Raw genomic sequence first — 19,756 nt, forward strand, 5'->3', positions numbered from 1 at the left:
GCACCTCACAGGCCCTGGGGGCCGTCGGAACCGGGTCTACAGATCCCCATCATTGTAACGGAGGCCAGATGCCTGCAGAGTGGCCAGGAAATCCGCAGGCGGCTCGCTGGAGAAAGCCAGCTCGGCGCCGGACACGGGATGATGCAGGCGCAGGCGGGCAGCATGCAGAGCCTGGCGCTGTATACCCCACGCCGGGCGCCCCCCATACAGCGCATCCCCCACCAGCGGATGGCCCAGCCAGGCCATGTGGACCCTGATCTGGTGGGTCCGGCCAGTGTGGAGCTTGCAGGCCACCAGCGAGGCCTGCTCGACGGCATCCATCAGCCGGAACGTCGTGCGCGCCGGCTTGCCCGCCGGGCTGTCCTTGCGCAGCACCGCCATTCGCAGACGATTCCCCGGATCGCGCCCCACAGGCTGATCGACTTCGCAGACATCTTCACGCGACCATCGGCCATGGCCGATGGCCAGATACTCGCGCTGGACCTCGCGTGCCGCAATCGCCCGCACCAGAGCATCCACGGCACGGCGGCTCTTGCCCACCAGCATGAGCCCGGAGGTGTCCTTGTCCAGCCGATGCACGATGCCGGCGCGGGGCAAGCTGGCAGCACCGGCGTGATGGGCCAGCAGGCCGTTGAGCAGCGTGCCGCTCCAGTTGCCGGCGGCCGGATGGACCACCAGCCCCACCGGCTTGCAGATCACCATCAGGTCGTCGTCCTCGTGCACGATGTCCAGCGCCATCGGCTGGGCCACGAAAGCCATCGCCTGCTGCGTGGGACGCAACTCTGCGCGAAGCCGACCGCCGGCCACCACACGCGCCGAAGGCTTGGTGGCGGGCCGACCGTCCAGCGACACCGCACCCTCCCCCATCAGTTGCTGAAGATATGACCGGGACAACTCGGGCACCAGGGTCGCCAGCGCCTTGTCGATGCGCCAGCCATGCATGTCGGCGGGCACCAGAAGGTCCCGCACCTCCGCCTCCGCCAGCACATCACCGGTATCGCTGTCACCCTCGTTCGCACCGGGGCCGTTCACCCCCCCCGTCGATATAATTTCTGCAGCCAATCCGGTGTTCCAGTTGTGAAGGTAAGCGTGTGATTCCTCGTTCGAGATTATCGGTCGTGCCCCTGTGTGCCGTTGCCGCCGCGCTCAGCTTCTCCGGTTGCAGTTCCACCCCTGTCGACCCGACCAAGGACTGGAGCCCCAACAAGATCCACAGCGAGGCGATGGACGAGCGCAACGCCGGCAACTACGAGAAGGCCATCGGCCTGTACGAGAAGCTCGAAGGACGAGCGGCCGGCACGCCGCTGGCGCAGCAGGCCCAGCTCGAGAAGGCCTACACGCAGTACAAGTCCGGCGAGCAGGCCCAGGCGCTGGCCACCATCGAGCGTTTCCTGCGCCTGCACCCGGCCAGTCCCGCCCTGGACTATGCGCTGTACCTCAAGGGCCTGGTGACATTCAACGAAAACCTCGGCCTGCTGGGCTCGCTGGTCCAGCAGGATCTCTCCGAGCGCGACCAGAAAGCGGCCAAGGAGTCGTTCGAGGCGCTGCGAGAGCTGACCACGCGGTTTCCGGAATCGCGCTACGCGCCGGACGCCCGGGCTCGCATGACGCACATTGTCAACTCGCTGGCCCAGTCGGAAGTGCACGTGGCCCGCTACTACATGAGCCGGGGTGCGTACCTTGCTGCGGTGAACCGGGCGCAAACTGCCATCACCGACTATCCCAAGGCCCCGGCTCTGGAAGAAGCCCTCGCGATCCTCGTGGGCAGCTACGACGCCCTGGGCATGACCCAGCTGCGCGACGACGCACGCAGGGTGCTGCAGTCCAGTTTTCCGAACAGTGCCTACCTCGGGCGTCCCACGAGCACCGGCGGCAAGCCATGGTGGAAGCTCTGGTGACACACCGCAGCCAGCCGCAGGGGGCTGGAAATTAGTGGTTACCATGCGGACCAGTGCAGGCAGCCCGCCCGCTCCACACGACCTCTTCCCATGACCAAAGGCTATCGCATCCATGCGTCCACCGGCATCCACCGCGGTGACCGTGACTACCAGCAGGATCAGGTCTGCCTGCTGCACCATCCTCGCGAAAGCGGTTGCCTGCTGGCGGTGGTGGCCGATGGCATGGGTGGCCGAAGCGGAGGGCGAAAAGCGTCGGACCAGGTGATGCTGACCTCGCGCCAGCTGTTCGAGCGCTACGACCCGGACACCGACGATGCGGCCGCCATGTTGCGCCAGGTCGTGGAAGAGTCTCACCTCGTGATCAAGCTCACCGCTGTGTCGGCCGAGCAAGAGCCCCATAGCACGATTGCCGCGTTCCTGCTCACTCCCAGCGGCAGCAGCCACTGGGTACACGCGGGCGACTCAAGGATCTACCACTTCCGCAACGGCAAGATGGTGTTCCGCACGATGGACCACTCCTACGTGCAGTCGTTGGTGAACCAGGGGGAGATCAGCGAGGAAGAGGCGCTGGACCACCCGCACTCGAACATCCTGATGGGCTGCCTGGGCACCGACAGCGATCCGCCGGTGGACCTTCACGTGGTCCCGCAGCTGGGCCCCGGCGACGCGATCATGGCCTGCAGCGATGGTGTTTGGCACTACTTCACGCCGGACGAGTTGGCCAGCACGGTGGCCATGCTCACGCCCCGTGAAGCCTGTGAGTTTCTGATCCAGAAGGCCCGGTCGCGGGCCAAGGGCATGGGCGACAACCTGTCGCTCACCATTGTCAAGCTCGACCCGCTGACCTGATCGGCGCTCGCCGTCAGCCGGGGCTGATCAGGTCAGCCCGGTGTCGACGGTCCGGTGCGCCAGCGCCAGGTATTCGGCCGACTGCATCTCCCCCAGACGCGACACCGTCCTGGGGAATTCATGTGCCATAGGGCCATCGGTGTACAGCTGTTCGGGCGGAACTGCAGCCGACATCACCAGCTTGACCCGACGGTCGTAGAGCACATCGATCAGCCAGGTGAAGCGGCGCGCCTCGGAGGCCTGACGAACCGCCATCTGCGGCACGTTGGACAGCAGCAGCGTGTGGAACTGGGTGGCGATTTCCAGGTAGTCGTTCTGCGAGCGCGGCCCGCCGCACAGTGTCTTGAAGTCGAACCAGATCACGCCACCGGCCCGCCGCTTGGACTGGATCTCGCGCGACTCGATGTGCATCACCGGGTCTTCGTCATGCGCTTCGGCCAGCTCACCGAAGGTCTTGTCCATCGCTGTATCGGCGGCTTCGCCCAGCGGACAGTGGTAGAGCTCGATGTGCGTCAGCGTACGCTGACGGTAATCGGTGCCGTTGTCGACATTGATGACTTCGAGCTTCTGCTTGAGCAGTTCGATGGCCGGCAGGATGCGATCGCGGTGCAAGCCGTTGGGATAGAGGCCGTCCGGATGGAAGTTGGAGGTGGTGACAAATCCGACCCCTGCCTTGAACAGCGCGTCCAGCAGGCGGTGCAGGATCATGGCGTCGGTCACGTCCGCCACATGGAATTCGTCGAAGCAGATCAGCTTGTAGCGCTCGGCAATGCGTCGACCCAGCTCGTCCAGTGGGTTGACCGTGCCCTGCAAATCGCGCAGTTCGCGGTGCACTTCCCGCATGAATTCATGGAAGTGCAGCCGCGTCTTGCGCCGGATCGGGACCGCGTTGAAGAAGCAGTCCATCAGGAAGCTCTTGCCCCGCCCCACCCCGCCGAACATGTAGACCCCGCGCGGAATCTCGGGATGGACGAACATCTTCTTGAGCGCATTCGAGCGCTTCTGCTTGTAGTTCGTCCACTCCAGGGCGCACCGCTCCAGCGCGTCGATGGCACGCTGCTGGGCAGGGTCGGTGGTGTAGCCGCGCTGCTTCAGCTCGGCTTCGTAGGTGGCGCGGACCGACAAGAGCGAACCCGGATCAGAAGTTCAGGGTGCGCTTGTCCACGGCCAGGGCCGCTTCCTTGGTCGCTTCCGACAGCGAAGGATGCGCGTGGCAGATGCGGGCGATGTCCTCGGCGCTGGCCTTGAACTCCATGGCCACCACGGCTTCGGAGATCAGCTCGGACGCCATCGGGCCCACGATGTGCACACCCAGGATCTCGTCCGTCTTGGCGTCGGCCAGGAACTTGACCATGCCGGTCGTATCGCCCAGCGCGCGCGCGCGACCGTTGGCCAGGAACGGGAAGGTGCCCGCCTTGTACGCCACGCCGTCCGCCTTGAGCTGCTGTTCGGTGCGGCCAACCCAGGCGATTTCCGGGCTGGTGTAGATGACCCAGGGAATGGTGTTGAAGTTGACGTGTCCGTGCTGGCCGGCGATGCGCTCGGCCACTGCCACACCCTCTTCTTCCGCCTTGTGCGCCAGCATGGGGCCACGCACCACGTCACCCACCGCCCAGACGCCGGGCAGGTTGGTCTTGCAGTCGCCGTCGACGACGATGGCACCGCGTTCGTCCAGCTGCAGGCCCACGGCCTCTGCATTCAGGCCGATGGTGTTGGGCACGCGACCGATCGAGACGATCAGCTTGTCGGCGTCCAGCGACACCGCTTCGCCCTTGGCGTTGGTGTAGGCGACGTTCACACCCTTCTTGCCGGTCTTGATCTCGCCGACTTTCACGCCCAGCTCGATCTTCAGGCCCTGCTTGTCGAAGGCCTTCTTGGCTTCCTTGGCGATCTGCTCGTCCACCGCCCCCAGGAAGGTTGGCAGACCTTCAAGGATGGTGACCTCAGCACCCAGGCGGCGCCAGACCGAGCCCATTTCCAGGCCGATCACGCCGGAGCCGATCAGGGCGAGCTTCTTGGGCACGGCGCCGATGCGCAGCGCACCGTCGTTGGACAGAATGTTCTCTTCGTCGAACGGCACACCGGGCAGCGCACGGGCGTTGGAGCCGGTGGCGATCACAACCTGCTTGCCGGTGATGACCTCTTCGGCGGCACCGGCCACCTTGACCTGGTAGCCGCCCTCGGCAGCGGCCACGAAGGAACCGCGGCCGTGGAAGAAGGTGACCTTGTTCTTCTTGAACAGGTAGAGGATGCCGTCGTTGTTCTGCTTCACGACAGTGTCCTTGCGCCCCACCATCTTGGCCACGTCCATCGTCACCTTGCCGGTGCTGATGCCGTGGTCGGCGAAGTGGTGGTTGGCGTGCTCGAAGTGCTCGCTGGACTGCAGCAGGGCCTTGGACGGGATGCAACCGACGTTGGTGCAGGTGCCGCCAGGGGCGGGGCCGCCGGCCGCGTTTTTCCATTCGTCGATGCACGCGACCTTGAAGCCCAGCTGGGCTGCACGGATGGCGGCGATGTAGCCGCCGGGGCCGGCACCGATCACGACGACGTCAAATGCTTGAGACATGTTCTTTTCCAGAAATGGGGTTGGACAAACGCCCCCGAAGGGGCGTCTGCAAAGTCACTGGTCGATCAGATGTCGAACAGCAGACGGGCCGGGTCTTCCAGCGCTTCCTTCATCGCCACCAGACCCAGCACGGCTTCGCGGCCGTCGATGATGCGGTGGTCGTAGGACATGGCGAAGTAGTTCATCGGACGCACCACCACCTGGCCGTTCTCGACCATGGCGCGGTCCTTGGTGGCATGCACACCCAGGATGGCGGACTGCGGCGGGTTGATGATGGGAGTGGACATCATCGAACCGAAGGTACCGCCGTTGGAAATGGAGAAGGTGCCACCGGTCATGTCGTCGATGCCCAGCTTGCCGTCCTTGGCCTTCTGGCCGAATTCGGCGATCTTCTTCTCGATGTCGGCGAAGCTCATCTGGTCGGCATTGCGCAGGATGGGCACCACCAGACCGCGCGGCGAACCGACAGCGATGCCGATGTCGAAGTAGCCGTGGTAGACGATGTCGTTGCCGTCGACCGAAGCGTTGAGGATCGGGAACTTCTTGAGGGCGTGCACCGCAGCCTTGACGAAGAAGCTCATGAAGCCGAGCTTGACGCCGTGTTCCTTCTCGAACTTCTCCTGGAACTTCTTGCGCATCTCCATGACCGGGGCCATGTTGATCTCGTTGAAGGTGGTCAGGATGGCGTTGGTCGACTGCGACTGCAGCAGGCGCTCGGCCACGCGGGCGCGCAGACGCGTCATCGGCACGCGCTCTTCCGGACGGTCACCCAGGTCGGGCGCGACCACCGCCACTTGCGGCAGCACCTTGGTGGGCGCGCCGGTGGGGATGGCGGCGGGTGCTGCGACCGCGACCTTGGGCGCGCTGGCAGCGGCCAGCACGTCGCCCTTGGTGACGCGACCGTCCTTGCCTGTGCCGGCCACGGAGCCGGGCGCCATGCCTGCGTCGGCCATCAGCTTGGCGGCTGCGGGCATGGCCACACCGGCCTTGCTGGCGGAAGCTGCCGCCACAGAGGCTGCAGCAGCAGCCGGTGCAAGTGCAGCCGCCGCTGGAGCGGGTGCAGCGGCCGGAGCGGCGGCTCCCGCCACCGCGGCGGTGTCGATCTTGGCGATGACCTGATCGGCGGCGACGGTCGCGCCGTCGCCCTGCACGATCTCGACCAGCACGCCGCCAGCAGGTGCCGGGCACTCGAGCACGACCTTGTCGGTCTCGATCTCGATCAGGATCTCATCAGCGGCGACAGCTTCGCCGACCTTTTTCTTCCACTGCAGCAGGGTGGCCTCGGCCACGGATTCGGAGAGCTGCGGAACCTTGACTTCTACGATTGCCATGTTTGTTCTACCTGGAATGTTTCGAGGGGCGCGGCCCAAGGGCTGCCCCGGCACGGGAAGGCCGGGGCGCGGGGCTCACAGCGCCGGAACGTTTATTTGGTGAGGATGAAGCCCTTGAGCTTGGCGAAGGCGGCCTCGATGAGGGCCTTCTGCTGGTCCTGGTGCAGGTGGGCGTACCCCACGGCCGGCGAGGCCGAGGCAGCGCGGCCGGCGTAACCGAGCTTCTGCCCTTCCAGCATGTTCTCGTGCACCTGGTGCTGCACGAAGAACCAGGCCCCCTGGTTCTGCGGCTCGTCCTGGCACCACACGATGTCGGTGGCGTTCGGGAACTTCTTGAGTTCGGCGCCGAACACCTTGTGCGGGAACGGGTAGAGCTGTTCAACGCGGATGATGGCCACGTCGTCGGCGCCCTTTTCCTCGCGCTTCTTGACCAGGTCGTAGTAGACCTTGCCCGAGCAGCAGATCACGCGCTTGACCTTGTCGGCCTTCTTGATCACGGCCTCGTTCTGCTCCGGGATCACGGTCTGGAAGCCACCCTTGGTGAACTCGGACAGCGGCGAGGTCGCGTCCTTGTTGCGCAGCAGGGACTTGGGCGTGAAGATCACCAGCGGCTTGCGCAGGTTGCGCACCATCTGGCGGCGCAGCAGGTGGAAGATCTGGCTGGCCGTGGTGGGCTGGCACAGCTGCATGTTGGTGTCGGCCGCCAGCTGCATGAAACGCTCGACGCGGGCCGAGCTGTGCTCGGGGCCCTGACCTTCGTAACCGTGCGGCAACATCAGCGTCAGGCCGTTGGCGCGGCCCCACTTGACTTCACCGGAAGCGATGAACTGGTCGATCACCACCTGGGCGCCGTTGGCGAAGTCGCCGAACTGGGCTTCCCAGACCACCAGCGTGTTCGGGTCGGAGCCCGCGTAGCCGTATTCGAAGCCCAGCACCGCTTCTTCGGACAGGATCGAGTCGATCACCACGAACGGGGCCTGGCCCTCGCCCACGTTCTGCAACGGCACGTAGGTGCCTTCGTTCCACTTCTCGCGGTTCTGGTCGTGGATCACGGCGTGGCGGTGCGTGAAGGTACCGCGGCCGCAATCCTCGCCCGACAGGCGCACCGGGTAGCCCGACGCGACCAGCGATGCAAAGGCCATGTGCTCGCCCATGCCCCAGTCGACGTTGATCTCGCCACGGCCCATGGCGGCGCGGTCGTCGTACACCTTCTTGACCAGCTGGTGCGGGGTCACGGTGGCGGGAATGGTCGTGATCTTCTCGGCCAGGCGCTTCCACTCGGCCAGCGGAATCGCGGTGTCGGCCTGATCGGTCCACTTCTTGCCCAGGAAGGGCGACCAGTCGACCGAGTACTTGCTCTTGAAGTTGGTCAGCACCGGATCGACCGTGTGCTTGCCCGCGTCCATGGCGGCGCGGTAGGCCTTGACCATGTCGTCACCCAGCGACTCGCCCAGACCTTGCGCGGCCAGCTTGTCGGCATACAGCTTGCGCGTGCCGGGGTGCTGGGCAATCTTCTTGTACATCAGCGGCTGGGTCAGGCTCGGGGTGTCCTGCTCGTTGTGGCCCAGCTTGCGGAAGCAGATGATGTCCACGACCACGTCCTTGCGGAAGGTCATGCGGTATTCCAGCGCCAGCTGGGTCGCCAGCACCACGGCTTCCGGATCGTCGCCGTTGACGTGCAGCACCGGCGACTCGACGCCCTTGACGATGTCCGTGCAGTACAGCGTGGAACGCAGGTCGCGCGGGTCGGAGGTGGTGAAACCGATCTGGTTGTTGATGATCAGGTGCACCGTGCCGCCCGTGGTATAGCCACGGGTTGCGGCCAACGCCAGGGTTTCCTGGTTCACGCCCTGGCCGGCAAAGGCGGCATCGCCGTGCACCAGCACCGGCAGCACCTGCTTGCCCAGCGGGTCGCCGCGGCGGTCCATGCGGGCGCGCACCGAGCCTTCGACCACCGGGTTCACGATTTCCAGGTGGGAGGGGTTGAACGCCAGCGAGAGGTGGACCGGACCGCCCAGGGTGGTCACGTCGGAGCTGAAGCCCTGGTGGTACTTCACGTCACCGGCGGGCAGCTCTTCGGGCGCGGTGTGGTCGAACTCGGCGAACAGGTCCTTGGGCATCTTTCCCAGGGTGTTGACCAGCACGTTCAAGCGGCCGCGGTGGGCCATGCCGATCACGATTTCCTGCACGCCCTGTGCGCCGGCCTGCTGGATCAGCTCGTCCATGGCCGCGATGAAGCTTTCGCCACCTTCGAGCGAGAAGCGCTTCTGGCCCACGTACTTGGTGTGCAGGAAGCGCTCCAGGCCTTCGGCCGCCGTCAGGCGGTCCAGGATGTGCTTCTTCTTCTCGGCATTGAACGACGGCTTTGAGCGGATCGACTCCAGCTTTTCCTGCCACCAGCGCTTCTGGGCCTGGTCGCTGATGAACATGTATTCCGCACCGACGCTGCTGCAGTAGGTCTCGCGCAGCGCGTTGATGAGGTCGCGCAAGGACATGACTTCCTTGCCGAAATAGGTGTTGCTCGTGTTGAAAACAGTTTCGAAGTCCGCGTCGGAGAAACCGTAGAACGAGGGATCGAGTTCGGGAATGTGCTCGCGCTCGGTGCGCTTGAGCGGGTCCAGGTCGGCCCAACGACAACCAACGTTGCGGTAAGCGGCAATGAGCTGCTGCACGGCCACGCGCTTGCGACCCAGATCGGAGTCGGCACCTGCGGCCACGACGACTTTGGTACCGCCTTGCTTGGCGCGCTCGGCGAAGGCGTTGATGACGGGCTGGTGGGGAACATCGCGGGCATCGGTGCCATCAACCGCAGGCACGTGCTGCAGGGCATCGAAGTAGCCGCGCCAGTTGTCTGGCACGCTGCCCGGGTTCTCCAGGTATTTTTCGTACATCTCTTCGACGTAAGGGGCGTTGCCCCCGAAGAGATACGAGTTGCCCTTGTAGGCAACGTAGACGTTCGTCTCGCTCATTGATCCGCTGACCTCCGTTTCCCTCAGGGAAACATTAGCTGGTTAAAACAACCTTCCGCGACACGGCTGAACCGGTTGGCGGATGCGACAGTGACTTTGGAAGGACCTGACTGCAGCCCGAGATTGTGCCACCACGAGCCCACCCCGGCAAATGAAATGCCAGGGGAATTGCATACCAGCTCAGGAAAGTGGCGCAGGATGTTGCTTGCTGGCGAAGAGACCGCCCACACCGTCAGCCGTTGGAATTCAGGCGCCTACGCGCGGGGACAGCCGCTCGGACGCCGGCACGGCACTGGGTTCGTCCATCTCGATGGCGATCTGCGTGCACACGGTGCGACACAGCGTCACTGCCTTCTCGCTCTGCACTCGGTAGATCACCTGTGTGCCTTCCTTGCGCTTGGCCAAGACGCCGGCGCGGTACAGCAGGTTCAGGTGCTGGGACAAATTGGGCTGTGTGGTTTGGATTTCCTGCAGCAGCTGCGAGACCGACTTCTCCCTGTCGCACAGCGCGCTGAGGATGCGCAGCCGCATCGGCGTGGCGAGCACTCCGAACAACTCTGCCGCCAATTCGAACACCCGGACTTTCTCGGTTTGGGCATCCGCCCCGATCATTTGCTCCATGGCTCACCACAAGGTTGTCAATATAAGCATGCATGATACTGACAAGCTCGGACAAACCGACACCTTTCATACACCCAGGAGTTCAAAAAAAGGCGCCACAAGGGCGCCTCTTATTTTGAGCAGGAAAAAACAGGGATCAGGATTGCATGTCTTTGATCTGCTGCAGCGCAGCCGGATCGTCCATGGTGGTCAGGTCGCCCGGGTCGCGCCCCTCGCAAACCGCTTGGATGGCCCGGCGCAGCAGCTTGCCGCTGCGGGTCTTGGGCAGTACGCTCACGAAGCGCACACGGGCCGGACGGGCGACCGCACCGAGTTGCTCGTCCACCAGCTTCATGACCTCGCCCTCGAGCTTGAGCAGTACTGCCTCATCGCCAAACAGCGAGGTGTCCTTGAGCACGGCGAACGCCATGGCCACCTGTCCCTTGAGCTGGTCGGCAACGCCCACCACCGCAACCTCGGCGATCTTCGGGTGGCTGGAGATGCTTTCTTCGATCTCGCGCGTGCCCAGGCGGTGCCCCGCCACGTTGATCACGTCGTCGGTGCGACCGAGGATGAAGTAGTAACCGTCTTGGTCGCGAATGCCCCAGTCGAAGGTGCTGTAGACCTGACGACCCGGCACGCTCGACCAGTAGGTCTTGACGAAGCGCGCATCGTCGCCCCAGATGGTCTGCATGCAGCCCGGGGGCAGCGGACCCTCGACGGCCACCACGCCCTTGACGTCACCGCCCTCCAGTTCTTCGCCGGTCTGGTCGTCGAGCAGCTTGACGTTGTAGCCATAGACCGCCCTGCCCGGTGAGCCGAACTTGCTCGGCGCCTTCTCGACCCCGTTGCAGATCGCCAGGATCGGCCAGCCGGTCTCGGTCTGCCAGTAGTTGTCGACGATGGGTTTGCCCAGTTCGTCGGAGATCCATTTGGCGGTGGGTTCGTCCAGCGGTTCACCAGCCAGGAACAGGGCCTTGAGCGAGGACAGATCGTATTTCTTGATAAACGAAGAATCGTACTTCTTGAGCACGCGCACCGCCGTCGGTGCGCTGAACATCACCGACACCTTGTATTTCTCGACCAGGCTCCACCAGATACCGGCGTCCGGGCGGATCGGCAGACCTTCGTACATGATGGTCGCCATGCCACCGATCAGCGGGCCATAGATGATGTAGCTGTGGCCGACCACCCAGCCGATGTCGCTGGTGGAGAAATAGGTCTCCCCGGGCTCGCCCATGTAGATGTGCTTCATCGACGCGGCCAGGGCCACCGCGTAGCCACCGGTGTCGCGCTGCACGCCCTTGGGCTTGCCGGTGGTGCCGCTGGTGTAGAGCGTGTAGCTGGGATGTGTCGCGTCGACCCACTCGCAGGGCACGAGCGCGTCCATGACCTTGGCGCGCTCGGTCGCATAGTCGATGTCCCGACCTTCGACCGCGGTGAAGGCAGCCAGGCCACGGTTGACCATCACCACCCTGTGCGGCTTGTGAGACGACAGCCGGATGGCCTCGTCCAGCAACGGCTTGTACTCGACCACCTTGCCGCCGCGCGAACCGGCGTCTGCGCTCACGATGGCCACCGGCGAAGCGTCCTCGATGCGACTCGCCAGAGAGTGGCTGGCGAAACCACCAAACACCACCGAGTGGATGGCACCGATACGGACGCAGGCCAGCATGGCGAATGCAGCCTCGGGAATCATCGGCATGTAGATCAGGACACGGTCGCCTTTCTTGACGCCCTGCGCCTGGAGGATGGCGGCCATGCGCTGCACCTCGGTGTGCAGTTCGCGGAAGCTGTAGGTCTTCTCGATGCTGGTCTCCGTCGACACGAAGATCAGCGCGTTCTGGTCCGGCCGGTCCTTCAGATGGCGATCGACTGCGTTGTGGCAGAGGTTGGTCAGGCCACCCTCGAACCAGCGGGCAAACGGCGGGTTGTCATAGTTGCAGACACGATCAAACGGCTTGTGCCAGTCCACCAGCTGCGCCTGCTCGGCCCAGAATGCGTCGCGGTCGGTGATCGAGCGCTGGTGAAAGGCGGCGAAGCCCTGCGGGTTGCCCATGTGAGTCTCCTGCGTGGTGGATCAAACTGAATTCATAATTATGAATCTCAGACTTTCTGGAGACTGACAAGGCCCTGGCAACGCCAGCGCCCCACCAGGACCACACCTCATTTGATCAGCGCCTGAATCTCGCGGAAGTCCGGGTGTTCGGCCGAACGCAGCCACTCGAACAGCACCATCTCGGTGGTCACCAGTTCACAGCCCGTGCCCGCGAGCCTGTCGAAGGCCGCATCACGGTTGCGCTCGGTGCGCGAGGCGCAGGCATCGGTGACCACCCACACATCCATTTCTTCTTCCACCAGATCCAACGCCGTCTGGAGCAGGCAGACATGAGCCTCACATCCGGCGAGGACCACGGTGTTCCTCGGATGGGCCGCAGCAGACGGCTTCTGGAGGTGTTTGGGCAGGCTGCGTGCGTTGCCCCCCTTGGCTGCGGGGCGCAGACAGTCCAGCAGACCATCGGGTACGGCACTGAAATGCATCTTGGAGAGCGTGCGCTGGCACAACTCGCGCAGAGCCGGGTCGTTCTGCCCCAACTTGGAGGGGTTCTGCTCGGTCCCCCACACCGGCACCCGCAGACGCCGGGCCGCCTGGGCCAGCCGGCGCGCATTCGCCAACACGGACTCGCGCTCCGGCAACGCGGCCATCAGTCGCTCCTGGTAGTCCACCAGAACAAGTTGGGAGTCCGAAGCTTCGAGCAACATGAAAAAATCCTGAAACCGTCCGCACGGGCTGCGCGAACCGACCGGCGATTGTGACAAACAGACGCCGTGCGATCACGCGGAGAAGAGATCGCCCTGTCCCGCCACATCTGCATCCTGCAGGGTAGCCGCCAAAGCCACATCCATCCATCGCTGGAGGCTATGCACAAAACGCGTTTCCATCAGCGCCTGACCCTCTCCCCGTTTGGGGCCCTGCAGCACCAGCAGACCCAGCCCGTAGGCCAGCACCTCGTCGTGCAACTGCTGAGCGGCATCCGGCGCCAGACCGCACGCCTGAAGGGTTTCGAGGCAGGGCTGGAGGGCAGCGGCCAGGCGGGCCAGCAACACCGACGCAGGCCCGCCCGTCTCGCCCGCCGCATCCGGCAGACCGTGTCCGCCATGCAGGACCAGCTGCAGCCGCTGGGTATCGCCCGCCAGCCAGGCCCACCACGCCACCGAGCGCTCGATGAACAGGCCCCGCGCCTGCACGACTTGCACCGAAGACACCGGACCGCCTTCCCGCCGCGATCTGGTCGGACGCTCGCCGCGCGGCGCCTTGATGCCCGCCACCAGCTCGGCCAACTCCTGTACCACGCGCTGCTGCAGCGCAGACAGGATCGCCTCCCTTCCAGGGAAATAGGCGTAGAGCGCTCCGGCGGTGTAACCGGCGCGCTGTGCCAGTTGCCGCATGTTGAAGCCCTGCCCGCCTGCCTCCTGCCAAAGGGCCCAGGCCACATCCAGCAGTTGCTGCCGCCGCTCGTCCCCGAAGCGCTGTTGCCGCGCCTGGCGATCGGCCATGCGTTGCTGCTGTTGGCGGAGTTGCTCCGGGCTCAGGACCGGTGTGATGGCATCGAATTTGACCGACATTTCTCTTGGCGAAGCCTGGTTATGCTCATGGTTCGATTATATGAACACAGTTCATTTATCTGAACATAATAGATCAATTTTTTATGAGTTTTGTAGAACAAAACCGCAACAGACCAATGAGATTGCATTCTTTCCTCCGAACAAAGTACAAGTGATCAAACATCTGATGGCCCATCGAAGCCATAAAAAAGCCAAAAAATCCAACAGAATCAAACAACTGAACGACAAAGCTCGCTTGACTTGGCAGCAAGGCTTCGCGTAAGCTGCTTCGATGCGTTTTTTCTGCGTCGTTGCTCTCCTTCTCGGATGGTCCTTGTGCCAAGCGGCCCCCACCGACCAGGCGCCTGACGAGATGGCAAGGATGCTGGAAGAACGCGGTGTGATCGCCCGCCTCGGCTCACAACTTCAGCAGGCCCGCAGCGACGTGGGGGAACGCGCCTCGGATCTGGTGATGCGAGCAATGGGATTCCTGGGGGTGCCCTACCGCTACGGCGGCAACAGCGAGGACACCGGGTTTGACTGCAGTGGCCTGGTCAGGGCCGTCTATGAACAGTCCTTCGGAAAGATCCTTCCCCGGCGGGCCGACCAACAGGCGGCGGCCACGGAGGTCATCGACCGCAGCGACCTCAAACCCGGCGACCTTGTCTTCTTCAACACCATGAGGCGCGCATTCAGCCATGTCGGCATCTACCTAGGCGAGGGCAAGTTCATCCACGCGCCCCGCGCTGGCGGTGCAGTGCGGGTGGAGGACATGCGTGTGGCCTACTGGCAGACCCGATTCAACGGCGCGCGCAGGGTCCCCATCAGCGCACCGGACACCACCAGCAGCCCTTGATCCCGGCTCCTGGCAGATCTCTTTCCTGCCCCTCGCGCGGCCTCACCCCCGAAAAAAAGGCGCCCCGTTGGGCGCCCTGACAGAAAGAAGGCAGGCACTCAGCCGCGCTTCTGTATGGTGCGCTTGAAGTAGCGTTCACGCACACGGCGCGCCGTACGCCAGAGCACCGGAGGGGCAAAGTCCTGGCCCAGGCGCCACATCACGCCGGAGAAGCTTTCTTCCGGCCGCGACTTGAAGATGGTGGTGTGGATGCCATCCGCCTCCCCCTTGGGACGTCCATTGGTGTAGTAGTACAGCGCCAGCGACTTGCGGGTCATGTCTTCCGGGCAGTTCAGAGGGTCGGGATGCCCGTGGAAAGAGTCGCTGGTGGTGGTGAAGATCGCCAGCCGATTGAACACCGGCAGGATCTTGTCACCGCACACCTTTGTATCCTTGTCCCACATCTCGAGGTACCCGCCGTACTCCTCTTTCCAGTCTTTGTTCAGGTACAGCAGCACGTTGATGCGGCGGTCCAGGAAGGTGCTGTCGTGCTTGTTGAAGTCGGCGTGCAGCTTCAGGAGACCACCTCGGCGGATCTGGTGCAGGCCGCCGCCCCGCAGCAGCGGATCGGGAATCAGGTTGTCGATGCCGGTGAGTTTCTCCAGGAACTGCAGAAACGGGATCGAGTGGAACTGGTAGAACAACTGGCGGGTGACCGGGCCGAACTGGGTTTCGTCGGCACACACCAGCTTGATCTCGGTCTGGCGGTTGTAGTTGTGCCAGTCGATGTCGGCGGGCTTGGGGAACTCTGCAAGCACCGCCTCGGCCACATCCGGAGGCAGGAAGTTGTCGAAATGGATGTGGGGAAATGGATCGCCCTTGGCGTACCGCTCCGCGTTATCCAGTGCCAGTTGGCGGTACTTGGGATCGTCAAAAACAAAACGATCGCTCAGATCCACGGTGGACATGTCCATGCGCTCCTCAGGATGGGTCGGTTCAATCCGACAAACCCGTCGATGCTAGGCTGCAAGACTTAAGGTGCGTTTAAGCGAGCGTTGCTCCAGAGGGACACGGGGTCTTGCCCGTGACATCCGTCCGGGGCAGCACCCGCCCACCGCCTGGTTTTCCGTTGCCTGTTCGCAACGGAAGAGCGCCCCGCTGAACAACCAATGTTGAGAAGCGTTCTCAGGTTTTAAGCGCTGGATGAGACATGACTTTGGCCTCATTCTCAAAACGCATTCGCATTCTTGAGAGCCAAGCCATTAGAGAAGGTGCGCGCTCACGTGGATGGCAAGGCGATGCAGAAGGTGGCGCCCCGGCCAGGAGCGGCCGTGGCAGCCATCTGGCCGCCATGGCGGTGCACGATGCGCTGCACCGTCGCCAGGCCGATGCCGATGCCCGGAAACTGGTCTTCGCGGTGCAGGCGTTGAAACGGCTGGAACAGACGGTCGGCGTGGGCCATGTCGAACCCCGCACCGTTGTCCGTGACGCAAATGCCCTGAAGTCCGTTCGCTTCGCCGGCGTGCACGCGGATCTCGGGGTCTGCGGTCGCGCCGGTGTACTTCCAAGCGTTGTCGATCAGGTTGGTCATCACGGAAGCCAGCATGCGCTCGTCACCGACGACCACCAGCCCGTTCTCGACCGAGACACGCACCCGCCGCCCCGACTCATCGGCCAGTTGCCCCAGCCTCTGGCGGGCCAGCGCGGACAGGTCCACCCGGTCGTGGCGCAGCTCGCCGCGGTTGCTCCTGGACAGCGCCAGAATGCCCTCGATGAGCTCGCCCATGCGTGCGGCGGCCTGATGGATCCGGTCCAGATAGACCCTGGACTGGACCGGGAGGCTCTCGCCAAAGTCCTCCTGTAGCGCCTGCGAGTAGCCACTGAGCGCGCGCAACGGTGCGCGCAGATCGTGCGAGACGGCGTAGGCGAAGGTTTCCAGTTCCCGGTTGGCGGCGCTGAGCTCGGCGGTGCGTTCGGAGACGCGGGCTTCCAGCGTGGCATTCATCTCCCGCAGCGTGGCCTCTGCGGACTTGAGCGCATCGATGTCGGTGTGGGTGCCCAGCATGCGCAACGGCCGCCCATCGGCGGACCGCTGCTCGATCTGTCCCAGAGAGAGGATCCACTTCCAGCGCCCGTCCCGGGTGCGCAGGCGGAACTCGACGCGGTAGGACTCCTCGCGACCCGCCAGATAGTCCTCCAGCAGACTGGCGGCACGGGCTTGGTCATCCGGGTGTAGTCTCTGGCGCCACGACACCAGGGACTCACGGAAATCGGCCGGGTCGTGTCCGAGCATGGCGGCGTACTCCGGACTCACGGTGGCTTCACCGGTTTCCAGATTGAGGTCGTACAGCCCCTGGCTGGCTGCGGCCAGGGCCAGGCGCAGGCGCTCCTCACTGTCGTGAAGGGCCAATTCAGTGGCCCGCCGGCCGCTGATATCAAGAAATGTCACCGCGCACAGCCCCTCACCTGCTCGGAAAGCCGACACCGACAGAAAGGTGCCCAGGTGCTCGGACCCCTGCTCGAACTGCCTGGGTTCACCCGTCAGTGCGACCCTTCCATAGGTGCCGATCCAGTCCGCCCTGTCGTTCTCGATGCCGGGCAACACCTGCGTCAGCCGCTGCCCCGTGACGTGGGCCGGATCGAGTCCGGTGACGTCTGCAAACTGCTGGTTGGCGGCGAGGATCAGCAGATCCACCGGAGTCCCCTGCCCGTCCTGCACCAACTCGAACAGGACAAAACCGGAGTTCATGTTTTCAAACAAGGAGCGATAGCGGGCCTCGGACTCGATCAGCCGCTGCTTGGCCTGGTTGCGCTCTGTGACGTCGCGCGCCATACCGAAGGTGCCATGGATATGTCCTTGCGCATCGCGCAACGGCCCCTTGGTGGTCAGAAAGACCCGCGGCCCCTGGGCCGTGTCCAGGCGCTCCTCGTAGGTCTCCACCCGGCCGGACGTCAGCACCCGCCGGTCGACGACCCTGATCTGTTCCGCCTGCCCGGCAGGAAAGGCCGCACCGTCGTCCTGGCCCAGCATGGCGTCGGCGGGCCGGCCCATGTAGCGGGCCGCGGCGTCGTTGACCAGCAGGTAGCGACCCTGTTCGTCCTTGGCGAAGATCGCGTCACCGGAGCTTCTGGCAATGGCCGTCAGCAGATCCTGCGCCCTCGCCTTTTCTTCCGCCTGGGCCTGTTCGCGCCTGTGGGCAGCATCAAGCTGTCCGACCAGTTGCCGGACCAGCACGTACAGCAGCAGCGTGGTGACCGCGACAAAGAACCAGCCCTTGAGCATGCTGGCACGCACCAGCGCCTCAGGGTCGTGCCACAGCAAGCCCATAGCGCGGTCCGACAGCAGAATCCACAGACCTGCAAACGCGGCATACACCAGCGCCACCCTCAGGGCACCGCGCACCAGATCAACCCGTTGGTTTGATGTGTTCACGACACCTCGCTGACCGGCTGCAACAGCAGCAGCCAGTCGCCGTCGCCGGCCGCGTTCCTGGCGGGTGGTGTGGCCTTCAGGCAGGTTCCTCGCAAAACGAAGTCTGCAGGAAGGGTCTCGAAGCTGGTCGGATCCACCCAGCGCCCCTTCAGGGGCTCCGCCACACCCCTCAGATCCAGCGTGAAGGCCCGGTTTTCGATGGTGTAGGCGAGCACCGTGGACCGGGCGTCGGCCACCCCCACTGCGATGGGATCGGGCGAAGTAGGCCGCCACCCGAACTTGAGCAGCAGCCGTTGCAGGCGCGTGCTGCGAGGCAGGAAGCGCTCTCGACGACCGGGCTGGGGGAGCGGCGCGAACCCGTGCCACGGCAGGGTGGCGAGGAACGACCGGGCCAGGCCGATGTGGCGGGCGCCAGGCAACTGCATGGCCTGCGGCCACGGCAGGTTGCCCCAGCAGGAGCCTGACGGCGACGGCCCGAATGGTCGCTGTCCGGTGTTGACCTGCCAGATCCCGTTGGCGCCGTAGGTGTGTCCGGCCAGGCCGCTGCCGAGCGCATGCGCCCAGAAGGCCTCGCGCGCGTCGCGCGCCGTGACGGTGGGGTGGATATCCAGGGCTTCGTATCGGGACTCCCCGCTGATCACCGGCATGCGGGGCTCGGCGTTCCAGCCATCCTGCGCACGCCGCGCGTGGTGCAAGGTGGGCTGCCCGTGACCGGTCTGCTGCATCTCGAAGTCGAGCAAGCCCACGTCCGTGACCGATTCGCGGGCGCTGGTGACCGGGTGCGTGGAGATCAGGCGGTCAAAGGCGTTATGCCGGCGAATCTGGCGGATCACCTCGGTCCATTCCGTGCGCAGCCGGGCCCGCGAGGCGTCTTTCTGCAGAGGACCTTCCAGGTACCACGGCATGGTCTGCTCGCCGGCCGCCACCCAGACGACGGGCAGGGCCCCCCAGCGCGCGATGAGGTGGCGCCAATGGCGCTGCATGTTGTCCAGACCGATCATGGGCAGGTAGTAACCCCAGGCCCCCAGAATGCACGGCACCAGACCCTGCTCGACCAGGTGAAAAATCCGCTGGTCCGCCTCGTCAAAAAAGGCCGTATTGATCCGGCCCAGGTCGGGCTCCCAGCTGAAGCCGCTTTCACTCAGACCTCGCTCGTCGAACAGCGGCATGTCCGGGTACAGACCGGCGACCAGCTGGATCAGATTGAACCCGCGCTCCTTGCGGTTGCGCGCCAGCGCCTGGAAATCATCCGGCCAGGAGAGGCGGCCGCACAGGCCCATCCACCAGGTGTCGCCCAGCCAGAAAAAGGGCGTGCCATCGGTGTGGCAGAAGTGCCGCCGGTCCTCGGCCACCCGGATGCCGCCATGCCGGTACAGCGGGTTGTCACCCTCATAGGCCGTGACCTCGACCACCCCTGTCTGGTCATGCAGGCCTGCGTTGCCCGCGTCGCTGCAGCGGGTGGTGAAGCGATGGACCCCGGGCTCGGCGGATGAATACCGCACGCACCAGGTGTCTCCTCCGCGCCAGAACGCCGGCACCTCCAGAATCCGCTGACCGGGCGAGACGAACACCACGTCCAGCTGCACGTCCCTGAACGGCTCCGGGTATGCGGCGCCGGATTGGAAGCGGATCTCGACCGCCTTGTTCTGATGGGTACTGAGCGTCACGT

Annotated in this window: 15 protein-coding genes; 3 read left to right on the forward strand and 12 right to left on the reverse strand. The window is 64.5% G+C overall.

Annotated elements, in window-relative coordinates:
- Nucleotides 1–36 precede the first annotated feature (36 nt).
- Nucleotides 37–1,062 carry an RluA family pseudouridine synthase gene (locus RCO38_RS19210; RefSeq protein WP_374694557.1) on the reverse strand — a complete coding sequence of 342 codons (1,026 nt, stop codon included), beginning with the start codon at nucleotides 1,060–1,062 and terminating at the stop codon, nucleotides 37–39.
- Nucleotides 1,063–1,094: 32 nt separating this feature from the next.
- Here RCO38_RS19210 and RCO38_RS19215 point away from each other — a divergent pair, with 32 nt between their 5' ends.
- Nucleotides 1,095–1,898 (forward strand): outer membrane protein assembly factor BamD, encoded by an 804-nt coding sequence (locus RCO38_RS19215; protein WP_308330226.1) that lies wholly within the window; start codon nucleotides 1,095–1,097, stop codon nucleotides 1,896–1,898.
- A gap of 90 nt (nucleotides 1,899–1,988) precedes the next feature.
- Complete coding sequence (locus RCO38_RS19220; RefSeq protein WP_308330050.1) at nucleotides 1,989–2,747, forward strand: PP2C family protein-serine/threonine phosphatase; 759 nt, start codon at nucleotides 1,989–1,991, stop codon at nucleotides 2,745–2,747.
- 27 nt (nucleotides 2,748–2,774) lie between these two features.
- Here the strand turns inward: RCO38_RS19220 and zapE are convergent, their stop codons facing one another.
- The 8 genes from zapE to RCO38_RS19260 form a co-directional block, all read right to left on the reverse strand.
- Nucleotides 2,775–3,872, reverse strand: a complete 1,098-nt coding sequence (gene zapE, locus RCO38_RS19225) for a cell division protein ZapE (protein ID WP_308330051.1) — start codon at nucleotides 3,870–3,872, stop codon at nucleotides 2,775–2,777.
- 13 nt (nucleotides 3,873–3,885) lie between these two features.
- Nucleotides 3,886–5,313 (reverse strand): dihydrolipoyl dehydrogenase, encoded by a 1,428-nt coding sequence (lpdA, locus tag RCO38_RS19230; RefSeq protein WP_308330052.1) that lies wholly within the window; start codon nucleotides 5,311–5,313, stop codon nucleotides 3,886–3,888.
- Nucleotides 5,314–5,378: 65 nt separating this feature from the next.
- Nucleotides 5,379–6,644, reverse strand: a complete 1,266-nt coding sequence (gene odhB / locus RCO38_RS19235; RefSeq protein WP_308330053.1) for a 2-oxoglutarate dehydrogenase complex dihydrolipoyllysine-residue succinyltransferase — start codon at nucleotides 6,642–6,644, stop codon at nucleotides 5,379–5,381.
- Between the two features lie 92 nt (nucleotides 6,645–6,736).
- A complete protein-coding gene (locus RCO38_RS19240; RefSeq protein WP_308330054.1) occupies nucleotides 6,737–9,613 on the reverse strand; it encodes a 2-oxoglutarate dehydrogenase E1 component in 2,877 nt (958 codons plus the stop codon).
- Nucleotides 9,614–9,859: 246 nt separating this feature from the next.
- Nucleotides 9,860–10,234: an ArsR/SmtB family transcription factor gene (locus tag RCO38_RS19245; protein ID WP_308330055.1), complete on the reverse strand. Its 375-nt coding sequence runs from the start codon at nucleotides 10,232–10,234 to the stop codon at nucleotides 9,860–9,862.
- A gap of 136 nt (nucleotides 10,235–10,370) precedes the next feature.
- Nucleotides 10,371–12,272, reverse strand: a complete 1,902-nt coding sequence (locus RCO38_RS19250) for a propionate--CoA ligase (protein WP_308330056.1) — start codon at nucleotides 12,270–12,272, stop codon at nucleotides 10,371–10,373.
- Nucleotides 12,273–12,379: 107 nt separating this feature from the next.
- Nucleotides 12,380–12,976 carry an isochorismatase family protein gene (locus tag RCO38_RS19255; RefSeq protein ID WP_308330057.1) on the reverse strand — a complete coding sequence of 199 codons (597 nt, stop codon included), beginning with the start codon at nucleotides 12,974–12,976 and terminating at the stop codon, nucleotides 12,380–12,382.
- A 72-nt stretch (nucleotides 12,977–13,048) separates the two neighbouring features.
- Nucleotides 13,049–13,840, reverse strand: a complete 792-nt coding sequence (locus RCO38_RS19260; protein ID WP_308330058.1) for a TetR/AcrR family transcriptional regulator — start codon at nucleotides 13,838–13,840, stop codon at nucleotides 13,049–13,051.
- A gap of 271 nt (nucleotides 13,841–14,111) precedes the next feature.
- Here RCO38_RS19260 and RCO38_RS19265 point away from each other — a divergent pair, with 271 nt between their 5' ends.
- Nucleotides 14,112–14,675 carry a C40 family peptidase gene (locus RCO38_RS19265; protein ID WP_308330059.1) on the forward strand — a complete coding sequence of 188 codons (564 nt, stop codon included), beginning with the start codon at nucleotides 14,112–14,114 and terminating at the stop codon, nucleotides 14,673–14,675.
- Nucleotides 14,676–14,773: 98 nt separating this feature from the next.
- On the opposite strand, the gene RCO38_RS19270 is transcribed toward RCO38_RS19265, so the two are convergent.
- From RCO38_RS19270 to RCO38_RS19280, 3 genes are all read right to left on the reverse strand, one after another.
- Nucleotides 14,774–15,622, reverse strand: coding sequence for a 2OG-Fe(II) oxygenase (locus tag RCO38_RS19270; protein ID WP_308330060.1), 849 nt, complete (start codon nucleotides 15,620–15,622; stop codon nucleotides 14,774–14,776).
- Nucleotides 15,623–15,933: 311 nt separating this feature from the next.
- Nucleotides 15,934–18,087, reverse strand: coding sequence for a PAS domain S-box protein (locus tag RCO38_RS19275; RefSeq protein WP_308330061.1), 2,154 nt, complete (start codon nucleotides 18,085–18,087; stop codon nucleotides 15,934–15,936).
- On the reverse strand, nucleotides 18,084–19,754 hold the full coding sequence (locus RCO38_RS19280) for an apiosidase-like domain-containing protein (RefSeq protein WP_308330062.1): 1,671 nt from the start codon (nucleotides 19,752–19,754) through the stop codon (nucleotides 18,084–18,086). Before RCO38_RS19280 ends, RCO38_RS19275 begins: the two co-directional genes overlap by 4 nt.
- Between the last annotated feature and the right edge of the window lie 2 nt (nucleotides 19,755–19,756).

This window comes from Hydrogenophaga pseudoflava (genome assembly GCF_031020795.1).
Taxonomy (GTDB): Bacteria; Pseudomonadota; Gammaproteobacteria; order Burkholderiales; family Burkholderiaceae_C; genus Hydrogenophaga; species Hydrogenophaga pseudoflava_A.